The 16,547-nt window shown below is 41.7% G+C and carries 12 protein-coding genes; all 12 read right to left on the bottom strand.

Annotated elements, in window-relative coordinates; genetic code table 11:
* Positions 1-5 precede the first annotated feature (5 nt).
* The 12 genes from IYN84_RS05100 to IYN84_RS05045 all read right to left on the bottom strand — a co-directional run bounded on the left by IYN84_RS05100 (position 6) and on the right by IYN84_RS05045 (position 16,486).
* The gene (locus IYN84_RS05100; RefSeq protein ID WP_196138077.1) at positions 6-3,236 is read right to left on the bottom strand and encodes a two-component regulator propeller domain-containing protein; all 3,231 of its coding nucleotides are present in this window, start codon (positions 3,234-3,236) and stop codon (positions 6-8) included.
* A gap of 49 nt (positions 3,237-3,285) precedes the next feature.
* Positions 3,286-3,858, bottom strand: coding sequence for a lysophospholipid acyltransferase family protein (locus IYN84_RS05095; RefSeq protein WP_196138076.1), 573 nt, complete (start codon positions 3,856-3,858; stop codon positions 3,286-3,288).
* Positions 3,859-5,403 carry an amidophosphoribosyltransferase gene (purF, locus tag IYN84_RS05090; protein ID WP_196138075.1) on the bottom strand — a complete coding sequence of 515 codons (1,545 nt, stop codon included), beginning with the start codon at positions 5,401-5,403 and terminating at the stop codon, positions 3,859-3,861. It lies immediately after the preceding gene.
* 22 nt (positions 5,404-5,425) lie between these two features.
* Positions 5,426-5,938 (bottom strand): CvpA family protein, encoded by a 513-nt coding sequence (locus IYN84_RS05085; protein ID WP_196138074.1) that lies wholly within the window; start codon positions 5,936-5,938, stop codon positions 5,426-5,428.
* Positions 5,939-6,057: 119 nt separating this feature from the next.
* Entirely contained in the window at positions 6,058-6,741 is a 684-nt protein-coding gene (locus tag IYN84_RS05080; protein WP_196138073.1) for an SPOR domain-containing protein, read from the bottom strand.
* Between the two features lie 42 nt (positions 6,742-6,783).
* The gene (locus IYN84_RS05075; RefSeq protein ID WP_196138072.1) at positions 6,784-8,040 is read right to left on the bottom strand and encodes a folylpolyglutamate synthase/dihydrofolate synthase family protein; all 1,257 of its coding nucleotides are present in this window, start codon (positions 8,038-8,040) and stop codon (positions 6,784-6,786) included.
* A gap of 115 nt (positions 8,041-8,155) precedes the next feature.
* Positions 8,156-10,744, bottom strand: a complete 2,589-nt coding sequence (acnB, locus tag IYN84_RS05070) for a bifunctional aconitate hydratase 2/2-methylisocitrate dehydratase (RefSeq protein ID WP_196138071.1) — start codon at positions 10,742-10,744, stop codon at positions 8,156-8,158.
* Positions 10,745-11,175: 431 nt separating this feature from the next.
* The gene (gene sthA / locus IYN84_RS05065; protein WP_196138070.1) at positions 11,176-12,567 is read right to left on the bottom strand and encodes a Si-specific NAD(P)(+) transhydrogenase; all 1,392 of its coding nucleotides are present in this window, start codon (positions 12,565-12,567) and stop codon (positions 11,176-11,178) included.
* 257 nt (positions 12,568-12,824) lie between these two features.
* Positions 12,825-13,151: a hypothetical protein gene (locus IYN84_RS05060; protein WP_196138069.1), complete on the bottom strand. Its 327-nt coding sequence runs from the start codon at positions 13,149-13,151 to the stop codon at positions 12,825-12,827.
* 103 nt (positions 13,152-13,254) lie between these two features.
* The gene (tsaB, locus tag IYN84_RS05055; protein ID WP_196138068.1) at positions 13,255-13,992 is read right to left on the bottom strand and encodes a tRNA (adenosine(37)-N6)-threonylcarbamoyltransferase complex dimerization subunit type 1 TsaB; all 738 of its coding nucleotides are present in this window, start codon (positions 13,990-13,992) and stop codon (positions 13,255-13,257) included.
* Positions 13,992-15,983, bottom strand: a complete 1,992-nt coding sequence (locus IYN84_RS05050; RefSeq protein WP_196138067.1) for an ATP-dependent DNA helicase — start codon at positions 15,981-15,983, stop codon at positions 13,992-13,994. Before IYN84_RS05050 ends, tsaB begins: the two co-directional genes overlap by 1 nt.
* On the bottom strand, positions 15,980-16,486 hold the full coding sequence (locus IYN84_RS05045; RefSeq protein ID WP_196138066.1) for a hypothetical protein: 507 nt from the start codon (positions 16,484-16,486) through the stop codon (positions 15,980-15,982). The genes IYN84_RS05050 and IYN84_RS05045 overlap by 4 nt, the downstream gene beginning before the upstream one ends.
* Positions 16,487-16,547 lie beyond the last annotated feature (61 nt).

The following is a 16,547-nucleotide window of genomic DNA, read 5'->3' as shown; positions in this document are numbered from 1 at the left end:
AGCTATTAAATGAAGTTTACCGAGACCAGGTGTTTTACAGTTTCTGACGCTTCATTGTTACTTTGTAAATAGTAATTTAGTTTTTCATTCAAACTAACACGCATGACATCTTTATCTATCTTGTTATTTTCGGCTTTATGAGTGTTAAAGAGTAATTTCGAAAGTCTCGTTAATAGACTCATATCCTTAATATTATCAGGGTAGATTTCCAGATAACTGACTCTGAGATTTATCTGAATATGGATATCGTTTGCGATCCCCATATGAGTTCTCGAAAGTTCATTCTTAACATTAAATATTACATTCGTAAGATTTTTATATTCGACTGTATTCCCAAAAATTAATATTGTGCTTGGGTTATAGCTTGATAACCTGACATTTGAAGGAAGTGCCTTGCCTATATACTCTGCAACATGAGCTCTTACCTCAGCTATTGACACAACACCATATTTGCTTCTAAGCGATTCGAAGTTATCAATTTCAAGCAAGACTATTAGGTTAAATGCCTGAATCAGCTGGCTTTCTAGCTCACTGTCTCCGACTAATCGATTGATACTTTCGAATTTAACAAGCTGGGTTACAGGGTCTCTGAATTCGAATTCATCAATGATTTGCTGTTTGTCTTTAATATTGGATTGTAACAGCCTTACTTTCTCTATATTAGTCTCCAAAAGCTTGCTTAGTTCATCATTTTGTCTTTTAGATTCTTTAAGTCTTACAGTTTCTACTTTTAATCGATTAATATGCTTTAGGATTTTGCTGTTAAACCTGAACCTTAAAAGTAGAAAACTTGATAAAACTAATATTAGCGCGATAAATCCTGTTAAATAAATTGCTGCTTCGCTACGCCAGAAGTTTTCACTAACCACAAGTCTTATTTCAAGAGAGTCCTTTCCCCACTTTTCTTCTCCAACTCTGGACTCAATCATTAATAGATAGGTTCCCTGACGTAAGCCTGCTAGCGTTATCTTTCTGTCTCTTCCAAGGTAGACCCAGTTATCATTAAGCTCAGGTATTTTATAACGGTAGGCTTGAGTTCCTAGCTTGCGAAAATATAAGTCACTAACTGTAATCTGGATCGAAGCATCTTGAAAGCCAGCGGTTATTGTTGGTCTACTGGCACTGATGATTTTTTCAATATTGAGATCTTTCTGGCCAACTTTAACTGCTCTAATGGTAAGGTTTGTCTTTCTCTCTTGCGGGGTGATTTGCTCACTATTGACTAGTGTTATTCCGTTAATGCTTCCAAAATACAATAGTCCATTTTCATCAGCGTAATAGGCACTCCGATTAAATTCGTTACTAGATACTCCATCCTTGCGTGTGAAGCTTTTGATTGAGTCATTAAAGTTTGAGTATCTGACTAGTCCAAGATTAGTTGATAACCATATTTTTCCACTGATATCCTCCAAAATTCCATATATCGCATTATTTGGCAGGCCATCTTTTTTGGTAATTCTTTTGAAAGAAATCTGACCATCTGCTTTACGCTCGACACGATTTAGTCCATTAGAGGTGCCAGCCCATAGAATCCCTCTACTGTCCTCAAATAGAACCTGCACATCATCATTCGACAGCGAATGAGGGTTTTCCTGTTCATACTGAAAATGCTGCCATACATCTTTCCCATTTGGCTTCATTAGTAATCCACTAGATCCACCTAGCCAGAGAGCCCCATCTTTAGTTTGCATTATGGTTGTTATACTCAAACTTCTGTCTCTGAAACTATGTGGAATACGCTTATCGTCTTTACTAAAGTTTATCTGCGCTAAGTTATTGTCATATATAAACTGGGTTAAGCGATAAAGACCGTTACTTGTCGCCAACCAAATATTTGCATCATTGTCCTGGTAAATTTGAAACACATAGGCGTCTACTACTTCAGCTTTATCATTAACTGTTGTTTTCACAGGAATGACATTTTCGGTAGCTAGATCGAGTATAAAGAAACCTTCATTTGTACCAACCCACAATAGGTGGTTATGATCGACAAGTAAGCTATATGCATATTTGTCTTTGTGGGGCTCAAGTATTTCCGGTCTCGATATCTCTCCACTCATCAAATTAAGTTTTAGGACACCGCTACTAAAAGCTGCGATCCATAAATTTTCGTTGCTGTCTTTTGCTATTCCATGAACCGTATTTTCACCATCAAGTTTGGACATATCGGACTTGGACAGGATGTGCAAAAAGCCTTCCTGGGTAGGATCCAGAATGTTTACTCCTCCGGCATAGGTACCAAGCCATACCAAACCACTAGCATCAACATAGATTGACATGATGTCATCGGAGGTGAGTCCTTCTTTGTCATAAATACTTTTTTCGTATCTGTAAAAAGCATTATGTTTTTTTGAGAAGCGATTGAGTCCTGCTGCGGTTGCAACCCAAAGATCGCCATCAGGTGATCTTTGTAGGTCTTGAACCCAGTTGTTACTTAATGAGCGTCTATCATTATTTTTGTGCACGTGGTGGGTAATTTTATATGAGCTTAACTCAACCTTATAGAGACCATTGGTCGTTCCTAACCAAACTGCGTTTTCATCTTGAACGACAATTTTCAAAGAAACTTCTTTAAAATTCGACCAAAAATCTTTTTCACAGTAGTTTTCTATAGAGGAAGTTTCGATTGATACATGGTAAAGGCAGGTTTCTGATGTTGCCCATAAGTAATTGTCGGACAAATGTAAGGATGTTATTTCATCTTCTATTTTTTCACCCGTTAGCGAATGAAAAAGCTTAACTGAATGTCGCTGTGGTTCTAATACAAATAATCCATTTTCGGAACCAATAAATAGCTCTCCTGTGTCGGATTGGGCAAGAGCAGTTGTTGATGCTAGTCCGGTTTGTCCGGTTGAAGTGAATGCAGTAAATTTGTGATTTGATGGACTATAATAACTTAATCCGTTACCGGTTCCTAACCAGAGTCCTTCCTTGTAATCTTCGAGTATGGTGTACACCATATTATCGTGAATTGAATCAGGGTTATCATGTTCCTGTTGGAAAACCTCAAATTCATACCCATCAAATCTATTTAATCCATCTTCTGTAGCAATCCAGACGAAGTGGTCTTTATCCTGGACAATATCGTTGACCACACTTTGAGATAAACCATCTTCAATTGATAGAGGTTGAACACTAAAAGCTTTTTGAAAGCGATAGTCTATGGCGTTGGCATTTAAAAGGAAACTGGCCAATCCGATTAAAATAGTGCCTATTAAGAAAATTCTTTTAGTCAATCATGATTCCCTGATAGTAGAACTTTGCTATAACACGACGCGCAGATAATTATTTAATCTTTTTATTTTCCTTGAACTTAATATCACTAAAAAGCTCCTGCCGAATACCTCGCTTATCGTGATAAAAGTCTCGAATACTTGCTAAATCTTTTTCCTCATCCCCTGTCAATTTAATCAAAGGACCAAACCCAAGTTTTTTAGTCGGGGCATCCAGATAACAAAACTGAACCGGAACTTCGGCGCTTAAAGCAATATGATAAAATCCTGATTTCCAATGATCTCGATAACTTCTTGTGCCTTCGGGCGCAAGGGCAAACACCATTTCTTCGCGCTGTTTAAATGCGTTGACAATTTCATTAACAATATTGTGACTTGCACTACGATTGACTGGAATTCCTCCCAGTTTTTTTAAAAACCAACCCACGGGTCCTACAAAAATTGTATGCTTTCCTATGAAATTAACTTTCATCCGTAAACCGAATTTCATTAATACAAATATAAAGAAATCCCAATTAGAAGTATGAGGCGCGACGATAGCCACATACTTCTTAACCTCTGGTGGTTTACCAACTATTTCCCAACCAAATAACGACAGTATTTTTCTGCATAGCCAGGCAAACATCTAAGCGCCACCGACATTGTGAAGCTCCATAATGTTGTCATCACCACCTTCCATATCGTCATCAACATTTTTGACGGTCTTCCCACTTTTAGCCTGATCGTTTCTTTTATCATCCAACGCCTTGAGATAAGCCTCATCGACATCGCCTGTGATGTAATTTCCATTAAATACCGAGGTGTCAAAGCGTTTAATTTTTGGGTTACCTTCACGACAGGTTTCAATGAGATCTTCCAGATCTTGATAGATTAACTTATCAGCTCCTATTAGTTTTTCAACCTCTTCTTCTGTCCTGTCGTGAGCAATCAGCTCTTTGGCTGAAGGCATATCGATTCCGTAGACGTTTGGATACCTTACTGCTGGTGCTGCTGATGCAAAATAAACTTTTTTAGCACCAGCCTCTCTCGCCATCTCTACTATTTGTTGACTAGTCGTTCCTCGGACAATCGAATCATCCATTAAAAGAACATTTTTACCTCTAAATTCGAGATCTATCGCGTTAAGTTTTTGTTTAACTGACTTCTTACGCATTTGTTGTCCGGGCATAATAAAGGTGCGACCAATATATCGGTTCTTAACGAAACCGTGTCTTAGCTTTACATTTAGCTTGGAAGCCAATTCAATTGCTGATGTTGTTGATGTATCCGGAATAGGAATTACGACATCAATGTCATGATCTGGCCAAACACGCATGATTTTGTCAGCCAGTTTCTCTCCCATACGAAGTCTTGCTCGATAGACTGAAACATCATCCATAAATGAATCTGGTCGAGCAAGGTAAACATGCTCAAAAATGCAAGGGGCAAGTTCACTCTCTTCTGCGCAATGTCGAGAATGAAAATTTCCAGATTCATCAATAAAGATTGCTTCGCCTGGCTCAATATCTCTGACTAGTTCAAATTCAAGCGCATCCAGGGCTACACTTTCTGACGCAAACATATACTCAGTTTTACCTTCAACTTCCCTTTTGCCGAACACAATTGGGCGAATGCCATAGGGGTCTCTAAACGCTACCATGCCATGCCCATTAATCATTGCTACCGCAGCGTAACCACCCTGACAACGTCGGTATACGGTTTCAATCGCGCTGAAAACCAAGTCGGATGATAATGGTTGATCACAAGTCTTCTGTAACTCGTGAGCAAATATATTTAACAATATTTCGGAATCTGAGCTGGTGTTGATATGGCGACGGTCTGTTTCATATAGTTCTTTTTTAAGATCGTCTTGATTGACCAGGTTGCCGTTGTGGGCAAGTACTATTCCGTATGGAGAGTTTACATAAAGAGGTTGAGCTTCTGCCGAACTGGAACAGCCGGCGGTTGGGTAGCGCACATGGCCAACTCCTTTATTACCCTGCAAGCGTCTCATATGACGAGTGTGGAACACATCCTTTACCAGCCCGTTCGCTTTTCGAAGGAACATTCTTCCTTCATCTTCAGTGACAATCCCTGCCGCATCCTGTCCTCGGTGCTGAAGCACTGTTAGCGCATCATAAATCCCCTGATTTACTGGAGTCGCACCAATAATACCGACAATACCACACATAACTTGCTTTACCTTCTTAACTCTAGGATTGATTTTTTAAGGGCAACCTTTCGCCCACTTCAGGAATTGTATCTTTGAGATGATCGTAGAACCAATTGCCAATGATTTCAACGTGAGGGATTAATTGTGACCTCTTCCACCAGGGATCTTGTGCAACAGGAGTGAATGCACGTAAGGCTATTATTGCAAATGACACAACCAAAATACCCCTCAAGGCCCCAAATGCCATGCCCATAATACGGTCCATCCCACTTAAACCAGCCTTCTCAACTAGTTGCCCTATAATGTAATTAACAAGGCCGGCGGCGGTCAATGTGATGAAAAATAATGCAGCCCAGGAGACAGCTAAACGTAAACTGGGAGTTTCTATATGAGATTCTAGTAAAACCGCAAAATCCTGGTAAAAGCCTTTGGCAACAAAGAAAGCCAGTATCCACCCGGCTAAAGACAGAGCTTCCCGGACAAAACCACGTAACAAACTTATCCCGGCAGACAAGCCGATTACGATCAGGATAGCCCAATCAATCCACTGCATTTGCGATTAATCTCATTATCAAAAGATGTGCGCATTCTACCAATTACCTTATAACAAGTCAGCATTGAATTATTGGTGATAATATGATTATCAACTAATAATCTCTTATACGTACAACTTTAGTGCTTTGTTGGGTCAAAAGGCAGCATTAATCCTTTGGTCTGGCTGATGCTGTTAACCTTTTCAAGCGACGCTTCAGCTTGAGTTTTCTTGATGTAGGGGCCTGCATAAACCCGGTAAACAGGATTCCTGGTATTTTTATTGGCATCCCGTCGGTAGGCTTTATGCCCGGCGAGTTTAAGCTTTTCTACCAACCTTATTGCGTTTTCCTTACTGGAAAACGCTGCAACCTGTATTATCCAAGCTGCTTGAGTGTATTCCGGACTTATTGTTTGTGGCTGCTCAACAGGCTTATCATTTAAACTTTGTTGGCTCTTAGTACTAATAACCTGGCTTTGTGCCGGCTTTTGCGGTGGCTCGTTTTCATTTTTAGGAGTAGTGCTATCTTTCGAAGATAAGCTATTCCGTATCTCGACATTCGGATCTTTGCTTGATGTCTTCTCCAGTTCTTTTCTGCTTCTATCGGTTTGCTCAAGCTTGTCCAGTGCTTGTCGAGTCTTTTGGATTTCTTGCTGCGACTCTTTGCTCAGGCTTCTATCAACTAATACTTCTGGTTTGGCCGGAATCTGAGTTTGAAATGGTTCTTGCTGAGACTTTTCCTTGAGGATTGATGGAAGGAAAATAACAGCGAGTGCAATTAAAACTATAGCACCGACAATTCGTTGTTTTAGTGTATTTTCCATAAAAATCCCTAAATCTTTAAATGATAAAGTAATACGTTTTATTTAGTTATTATTCTTCGCTAGATATTCAAGCAAATTTCCGACAGTAATGAAAGACCCAAATACGAGCAAAATGCTTTGCTCATCGAGTTTTGTCTGCATTTCGGAAAACGCATTTTTAACAGATCCAAAAAGTTTTACTGACTTAAGAAGCCCTGCGTTTTCATAGATTGCTTTTAACTCTTTGGCCTTGGCTGCTCTTGGTACAGGAAGATCTACAAAGCCCCACTCGTCCACCAAGGGATCCAGAATAGAGACAACCTCGACAATAGACTTATCTGCCATCATACCACAAATCGCAACAATCCTTGTGACCGGCTTTTCGCTATTTCTGCTGCGTTCAAGCATATTTATCAGTTGTTCTCTAATCTGACCGGCTGCTTGTGGATTGTGGCCGACATCAACAATGGTCGTTGGCTTATTGGCAAGGCGCTGAAATCTACCGTTAAGCCGTATTGTTACAAGTGCCTCTTTTTGAGTTTTTAGATCAATTGGTTTAGCGAAGAGCAAGGTTAGTCCCTGACAGGCCAGAGCTACATTTTGAATCAACAGCTGGTAAGGGTTAACTGTGTCCGATTTAATAAAATCGATAAACTCTTTTTTCGGGGAAGGTAGCAAACTGACGTTTTTGGCGTCAAATTTCAGGTTGTCGCAAACCAGATCAAAGCTTCTTTTATCACCAACAAGGGCTGGAGTATCTGGTCTTATAATACCCGCTTTTTCAAAAGCGATTTGATTGAGATCGCTACCAAGCCAATCGGTATGGTCAATATCAATTGTGGTAATGATGGAAAGATCGGGCTCAACAATATTGCAAGCATCTAACCTACCGCCGAGACCAATTTCCATTACTATCAAGTCAAGATTATGTTGTTTGAAAATCCATAATGCGGATAAAGTAGTAAACTCAAAAAAAGTCAGTCTAATGTCTTTCTGCGCTGATGATATTACTTCAAAGGCTGTAACCAGTTTTTCATCTGAAACCTCTATACCGTTTACTTTGATCCGCTCATTGAACCTGACAAGGTGTGGAGAAGTATATTGGCCGACGTTCAAACCTTCGATTAATGCCAGCGACTCTAACATGGCACAACAACTACCTTTACCATTTGTTCCGCTAACTAAGACAGTTTTAGCGGTGGTTTCTAACAAATCAAGTGATAGAGCAACCTGTCGTATTCTATCAAGTCCGAGTTCAATATCAGCCGGATGAAGGCTTTCGATATGCTCTAGCCATTGATCTAGGGATTTATTTTGCATGCTAAATTTTTCTTAATGAATAAGGTTTGAATTATAATTAGGCAAATACTTTTCATCTAGCGAAAAAAAGGCACCTGTTTAAAGGTGCCTTTTCAGATACAAGCTTCTCTGCTGATTATTGAGCAACGTAAACCTTGTTTTGAACAGGTATAGTTACTTTTGCAGCAGATTGCTTAAAGTTTTCAATTTCATGGAAGTTGAGGTAACGATAAACGTCTGCAGCCATAGTATCAAGGTCACTTGCATAACTCATATATTCTTCTACTGTTGGAAGCTTTCCTAAGATGGAAGCTACGGCAGCTAACTCGGCTGATGCCAGATATACATCCGCGCCATTACCCAAACGATTCGGGAAGTTTCTAGTTGAAGTAGAAACTACAGTTGAATTAGGAGCAACACGAGCCTGGTTACCCATACATAGTGAACATCCTGGCATTTCTGTTCTCGCTCCGGCTGTCGCAAAAATGTTGTAGTAGCCTTCTTCCATCAATTGATGCTCATCCATTTTGGTAGGAGGAGCAATCCATAATCGAGTCGGGATACCATCTGTTTTCTGGAGTAATTTACCAGCTGCGCGATAATGACCAATATTAGTCATACAACTTCCAATAAAGACTTCATCAATTTTGGCGCCCTGAACTTCCGAAAGTAGCTTAACGTCATCAGGATCATTTGGACAGGCCAAAATCGGCTCCTTGATCTCGTTCAGATCAATTTCTATAACCGCTGCATAATCTGCATCTGCATCAGCTTCAAGAAGTTCTGGTGCTTCTAACCATTTTTCCATGGCTTCGATACGACGGCTGATTGTTCGGGCGTCACCGTAACCTTCTTTGATCATCCACTTGAGCATGGTGATATTTGAATTTAAGTACTCGTTGATTGGTTCCTGGTCAAGTTTGATAGTACAGCCGGCAGCACTACGCTCCGCTGAAGCATCTGACAGCTCAAATGCTTGCTCTACTTTAAGATGCGGGAGCCCTTCGATTTCCAAAATGCGACCAGAGAAGATGTTTTTCTTACCAGCCTTCTCTACAGTCAATAAGCCTTCTTGAATCGCAGCGTAAGGAATTGCATTTACAAGATCACGTAAAGTTACACCGGGTTGCATTTCACCTTTGAAACGCACTAACACAGATTCCGGCATATCGAGTGGCATTACTCCGGTAGCGGCAGCAAATGCAACCAATCCGGAACCCGCCGGGAATGAAATACCTAGCGGGAAACGAGTATGAGAGTCACCGCCGGTACCAACAGTATCTGGTAGTAGCATACGGTTTAACCAGCTGTGAATGATACCATCGCCTGGGCGAAGAGAAACACCGCCTCGGTTCATGATGAAGTCAGGCAATGTATGTTGAGTTTCTATGTCGACTGGTTTCGGATAAGCCGCCGTATGACAGAAAGACTGCATTGTTAAATCTGCAGAGAAGCCTAGACAGGCCAAATCTTTTAACTCATCTCGAGTCATAGGACCGGTAGTATCCTGAGAGCCTACAGTAGTCATTTTAGGTTCGCAGTATTGGCCTGGGCGAATACCTTCAACGCCGCATGCTTTACCAACCATTTTCTGGGCTAAAGTAAAGCCTTTGCCGCTGTCTTCGATTTGCGCAGGTAAACGGAAAAAGTCTGCTGCTTCCAAACCAAGGAACTCACGCGCTTTTGCAGTGAGACCACGTCCGATGATCATAGGGATACGACCACCTGCTTGTACTTCGTCCAACAAAACTTCAGTTTTAAGTTGGAACTCAGCAATTACTTCGCCATCTTTTTCAATTTTGCCCTGATAAGGGTAGATATCAATAACATCTCCCATTTCCATTTTGCTCACGTCTACTTCTACCGGAAGTGCGCCAGCATCTTCCATGGTATTGAAGAATATTGGCGCGATTTTTCCGCCTAAGCAGAAACCGCCAGCACGCTTATTGGGAATATGGGGAATATCTTCCCCCATCAACCATAGAACCGAGTTGGTTGCTGATTTTCGTGAAGAGCCCGTTCCAACAACGTCACCCACGTAAGCAACCGGATGTCCTTTTTTCTTAAGTTCTTCAATCACTTCAAGAGGATTACCTTCCAGACCTTCGCGAGGATTTTTGAGCATGGCAAGGGCGTGTAAAGGAATATCTGGACGTGACCAGGCATCTTGTGCCGGAGAAAGATCGTCAGTGTTTGTTTCGCCAGGAACCTTGAAAACAGTTAATGTAATTTTGTCTTCCAGGGCAGCACGTGATTTAAACCACTCAGCATCAGCCCAGCTCTGAATAACTGCTTTTGCATTTTCATTTCCTTCTTTCGCAAGATCGGCTACGTCATGAAAAGCGTCAAACATTAGTAAAGTGTGCTTTAGTTCTTCTGCAGCCACAGAACCCAGCTCTGAATCTGTTAACAGTTCTACCAAAGTAGCAATATTGTAACCACCCAGCATAGTTCCCAGTAGCTCTACCGCCAACTTTTTGTTTACGATTGGAGAGGATAACTCACCTTTAGTGACAGCAGTCAGAAAACCCGCTTTGACGTAGGCTGCTTCGTCTACACCCGCAGGAATTCTATTCGAGAGAAGATCCAGCAAGAACTCTTCCTCTCCGGCTGGTGGAGCTTTCAATAACTCAACAAGATCAGCAACTTGCTCTGCTGAGAGTGGCTTAGGGACAATGCCTTGCTCGGCTCTTTCCTGGACATGCTTACGGTAATCTTGTAACACTCTGTAAATCCTCGTTATATCTGAAAGTTAAGACTTTATCTGCGAGCTATTGCTGCGAGTAAATTGTCTTTAAATATTAGATTAAGACTGACGTTCTTACTTTATTATTGTTATTGTGAGATTTTTGGACGATAAACGTCGGTGTCCTTGTCGATCTGACCGAAAATATAGACTTTCTGAGCTATTTTACCGATCGAACATCAGAATTGGCGCGAATTATAACGTTATTTGAGGCAATAATAAATCCACAAAAGCTATAAGATAACAGGAATAACTTATTGAGAGTGTTATCCTTTAGTTTAAAATGGTTGTATTTTGAACAGCAGATATAACAGATTTAATGGAATGAGCTTTTAGTTTAAAGCAAGCACTCCAAAGGAACCTTTGATCCCTTTGAAGTTAAGTCTGATATTTCTAAATTCATTATCAAGTTATAAACGGTTCAGGCCGTTTAATGCCGCTACTCGATAAGCTTCAGCCATTGTGGGGTAATTGAAGGTATGAGTCGCAAAGTATTCAATCGTATTGCCACCCTCTTTTTGCGCCATAATGGCCTGACCGATATGCAAGATTTCTGCTGCCTGGTCACCAAAACAATGAATGCCCAACAACTCGAGTGTTTCGCGGTGAAATAACAGTTTCAAAACGCCGGTATCTTCTCCGGTTATTTGAGCTCTCGCTGTATCCTTGAAGTAGGCTTTCCCAACTTCATAAGGCACTTTTGACGCGGTTAACTCACTTTCAGTTTTTCCAACGCTGCTGATTTCAGGAATTGTATAAATACCGGTTGGAATATCTTTGATCAGTAATGGATGTTCTCGATTAACGATTCTCGAGGAAGCACAACGTCCCTGGTCGTATGAAGCACTTGCCAGAGCAGGTGCTCCTATTACATCTCCTACCGCATAAATGCCCTGAGTACTAGTGCGGTAGTACTGATCAACATCCAGTTGACCTCTACTGTTAGCTTCCAGTCCAACGGCCTCCAAATTGAGTCCCTCGGTGTTCCCTGCCCTGCCGTTGGCCCAGAGAAATATGTCTCCTTTAAGGACTTTGCCGCTTTCCAGGTTAATGATCACTCCAGAATCCTCGGCTTCAAGAGACTTAAATTTTTCGTTATGTCGGATTAACACACCCAGGCTTCTCAAGTGATAACTCAGGGCGTCGGAAATTTCATCGTCCATATAACTTAGTAGTCGTTCACCAGGATTGACCAGATCGACCTTACAACCTAGCCCGTTAAAAATTGAAGCGTATTCGCTGCCGATGACTCCAGCACCGTAAATAATGACTCTCTTCGGTGTATCGATTAACTTAAGTATCTTGTCTGAATCAAATACTCGAGGATGCTTGAAGTCAACATTGGTTGGACGATAAGGTCTGGATCCTGTGGCAATTATGAATCTCTCAGCAGTCAGAATAAGATCCGAATCTTCTTCTCTTTTCACTACAATGGTATTTTTATCATGGAACTGGGCAAAACCATGAAACAGTCTGACATCATTTCGACTATAGAAGCGGCTTCGCATCTGCACCTGCTTTTTGATAACATCTTCCACGGACTGCATAACTTGTTTGAAGGTCAACTGCTTCGGTTCACTGATTGCACGAAAAAGCGGATTACGATTGAACTTCATCATTGAGTGAACCGAGTGACGCAACGTTTTTGAAGGGATAGTGCCCTGATGAGTACAGTTTCCTCCAACAATTTGTCTCGCGTCCACTATGGCTACAGACAATCCATGTTTTCTTGCATTTATTGCAGCACTTTCACCGGCAGGTCCGGAGCCGATAATAATCAGGTCAAAATGTTCTTGTGTCATTATTAGGTAAGCTATTGATTTTCTGTGAATTACTGTCGCATTTCCAAGTAGCGGTCAGGCCCTGGAGGCAAAGTGTTTTTGAATAAACTCTGGCGCTTTTTGAAGTTGTTGTTATCGCCGATAACCCTACTTGCATTAAGGTGGCGTATTATGATGAAAACTAACCTAATAATCCAGTAGTCTTAATTAAAAATTCATGCGTAAGAGCAATTATGTAAACAGCATCAATTAAAGTACTCGAAAGCTGTAACTCGGGTTTAAACATATATATCGACTGAAAAAACATTCGACAAAGCCTCCTTTCGCAACAGCTCTTCGGTTTGCTGGTACTGATTAGAAGGAGAATTACGCCTGGCTAATGGCGTTGATAATGTGTCGTTGGTACGATTACCAAATTCAGAAACCTCTACCCCATTCTTTGCGACTCTTATAACACGAACAGGATTGGCCTCATTTCTAAGTTTGAAAGTTTGCTGAGGGCTATCGGTACGAGGTCCGTTTTCGGTGCGCGGTGAGTCCTCGCGCGTTTGCCTTGGCTTGGGATACCCGAGACTGGAATTAAATAAGGGGTCAATTAAGTTCATGAATACCTCAACAGAAAAAACAGTATAGCTTAAATCTTGAGGTAATCATTAAAAACCTATATTCACCAATTAATATAGTTGCTAATCAAAACCTTGACCTACTTCACGCAGTCGCCTTTTTCTTGGCGACATTATTTCGCAGATAGACAGGCTGAAGTTCGTTCGGCTGCGATACTTCATTGGCATTAAAGCGCTTTACAGCAAGCTGCAGACTATGTTTTGCTCTTGGATAACCGTCAGCGAAAAGAAAAGATGGGGTTAATCCACTTTCGTCCGAAAAAAGCTGGTCTTGGTAGGCCTGCCATCCACTCCCGATTAAGTTAAACCGGGCTCGACTTTCCTGATTACCAATTTTAGACCAGTCCACGGCTTCAGGGGAAATGACGCAAGGCTCGAATATGCAGTTAGCCTTTCCCTCAGTTGAGACGCTATATGCTGCCATATAAATTTCATTCATTCTGGCGTCAATCGCGCATATCCAGTGCTTGTTTGAGTTCTGTCCGGTATTTGAACTGACAGACGCTTGAGAAAAACCTGTATAGGCCATATTTTCGAGGCTCGATATTCCTATAGTTGGCAGCTGAGCGCCAAACGCCAGTCCTTGTGCGACCGCCACTGCAATGCGAATACCAGTAAACGCCCCGGGCCCAAGATTGCAGGCAATCGCATCTAGTTGAGTCAAAGTAAGTCCTGAGTCAGCTAATAACATCTCAACCCGGGGGAGAAGCAGTTTCGCGTGCTCTCTTGGCGCTAACTTATAGAACTCAGTAACCTCTCCCCTATTATAGAGAGCTACAGAGCAGGCTTCAGTTGAAGCATCGAGGGCAAGAATTCGTGTCATCAGGCTTTTTCTTCTTGTGGAATGTTTTTACTCACGTCAATAGGCGCGATTATATCAGCCAAAAACTCTGCAACCAATTGCTCATCTCGAGTTCTGCGCATCTCAGGTAGGCTATTTATGAATATTTCACCATAGTGACGAGTAACCAGTCTTGGGTCGCAGACGCAAACAACTCCTCGGTCTTTAACACTCCGAATCAGGCGGCCAACACCTTGTTTTAAGCTGAGTACAGCATCGGGGATTTGTAACGACATGAATGGATTTTCACCATTTTTCCTCGCTCTTCTGATTTTAGCGTTTAGTACTGGGTCGTCTGGCGGTGCAAATGGGAGCTTGTCTATAATTACAAGAATCAGATCGTCTCCACTTACGTCAACACCTTCCCAGAAGCTGCCTGTTGCCAGAAGAACACTATTTTTTGTCCTTAAAAACTTATCCAGTAAGGCCTGTTTACTTGCTTCACCTTGTACCAGTAGATTAAAACCTTCGAGTTGTTTAAGCTTTTCCGCCCCTTCTTTTAGCGCTCTGTGACTGGTAAAAAGCACAAAAGTCCTACCGCCTGCTTTTTCAATCATCGGGTAAAGACGCTCAATCAATTCTGCACTTCGGTTTCTATTTCCGGCGGCAGGTAGATAGCGAGGTACATAAAACAGAGACTGTTCGGGGTAATCGAAACAGGAAGCTAGCTCCAGAGTAGCAATATCTCCCCATCCAAGCGCTTCAATATAGTGGTCAAATGACTTGTTAACACTCAGAGTGGCGGAAGTCATTATCCAACTCGAGTTGGCGTATCGGCTTCTGCTGTTTTGAAACAGGTTGTCTACATCTATTGGTGTACTATGAAGACGAAAGCCACTTTTCATTGTCTCGTACCAGTTTATTCTGCCGAGTAACCTGTCTTCATTGCCGGAAGAACTCATCTGGGTTCCTAGGAAGTAAGTCAATGCGTTTTTAATTGATACTATCCGCTCAAAACAGGATTCCAATACCTTTGTCCTGTTCGAATTAACTTTAACAACATCAAATAATCTATTGACTTTATGATATAATTCTTGCGTAGCGTCTAGTAGTTTAGAGTCAGGTTTCCAATCTTCCTTAACATCATATTCTGGCAGTGCCAGGCGAAACTCTTTAACTTCCTTGGCAAGCCGCTGAGCGTCAAGCATTAGATCGCGGCAATCGGTAACCTGGGTTCTGTACTCAAGTTCTAACTCTCGGCAAAGTTCGGTAATCTGACGGCTGCTAACCGAGTCGCCATAGAATTGATAGGCCGTTTTCACGAGGTGGTGAGCTTCATCCACTACAAATACATCTGTATCTGGCAGTAACTCCCCAAAACCATCTTCCTTTAACACAAGATCTGCTAACAGCAGGTGGTGATTAACCACCAGTATTTTAGCTTTTCTTGCTCTTTCTCTCGCAGCCGCCAGAAAACACTTTTCGATAAAGGGGCAATCCTGACCCAGGCAGTTATCAGTGGTACTGGTTACAAATGGAATCACCGCTGAGTCTTCCGGTAGTGGTGATAGTTCAGCTAGATCACCTGTCAAAGTCTTCTCTCGCCAATTATTAACCAGATTAAGGTGCTTAACCGCTTTAGGATCTGGCAGCCGGCCGGCCGCAAGTGTATTTTCCAACCGGTATTCACACAGGTAATTATTTCTACCTTTAAGCTGGGCGATCAAGGGAGATTTTCCAAGCATTTTTAGGACAGCCGGAAGATCTCGCTTGAAGAGTTGATCTTGTAAATTTTTTGTTCCAGTAGATACTACGATCTGCCTTTCCGATAATACCGCAGGGACAAGGTAAGCGAAGGTTTTTCCCACTCCGGTGCCGGCCTCTACCAGCAAGTTGTCAGAGTTTTGAATTGCTTTATTTATCGCCCTGGCCATCTCCTGCTGTTCGGGACGAGCCTTAAAATTTGGATTGTTTTCAGCAAGTGGGCCATGATCTCCAAGAATCTCGTCGACCTGATTTTGTGTTATTTTCAAGAGTCAGCGGCCCATACTAAAGCCCCAATAGCCTTATACTTTGCAACAGTCATTGAGCCTCGTTTATCCTTTTGAGTATTTTCCAGTTCCTGCTCAATTATTTTTCTGTCAATTTTATAGATTTCACTGGGTTGATAATCAGCATCATAGATGACCATTAGTAATTGGTTCCAATCCGACTCAAGATTTAGTTGTCCTAATTTTTGCCGCGCCTTGCCGCCTTTAAAAATCACTCTTCCTTTAATTTGATAGCGCACATTGGCATCTTCAGGATCAAGCGCGTCAACCCCTTCGTCCTGACTTACCTTCTTTAAATGCAGTTTATCAACCGCATCAAATCGTGCTAACTCAGCTGTCACCGGGAGAGCGTTACCAGTCGTATTACGATAATCTGCTGCCACCAGCCTGGTCTGTTCCATTATCAGCCCGATTTTATATGCTGATGTAGGAGCTTTTGACTGTTTAGTTTGAGTAACGTCAGCCTGATCGTTTTGGGAGCTCATGAAGTTATTTGTCTGATGGCTATGAGTTAATTGATTTACGCATTCTAACGATTACAGTGTA

Source organism: Aliikangiella sp. G2MR2-5 (assembly GCF_015687155.1).
Lineage (GTDB): Bacteria > Pseudomonadota > Gammaproteobacteria > Enterobacterales > Kangiellaceae > Aliikangiella.
The sequence above is the reverse complement of the archived record's forward strand: the minus strand, read 5'-3'. Positions and strand labels throughout refer to the sequence as shown.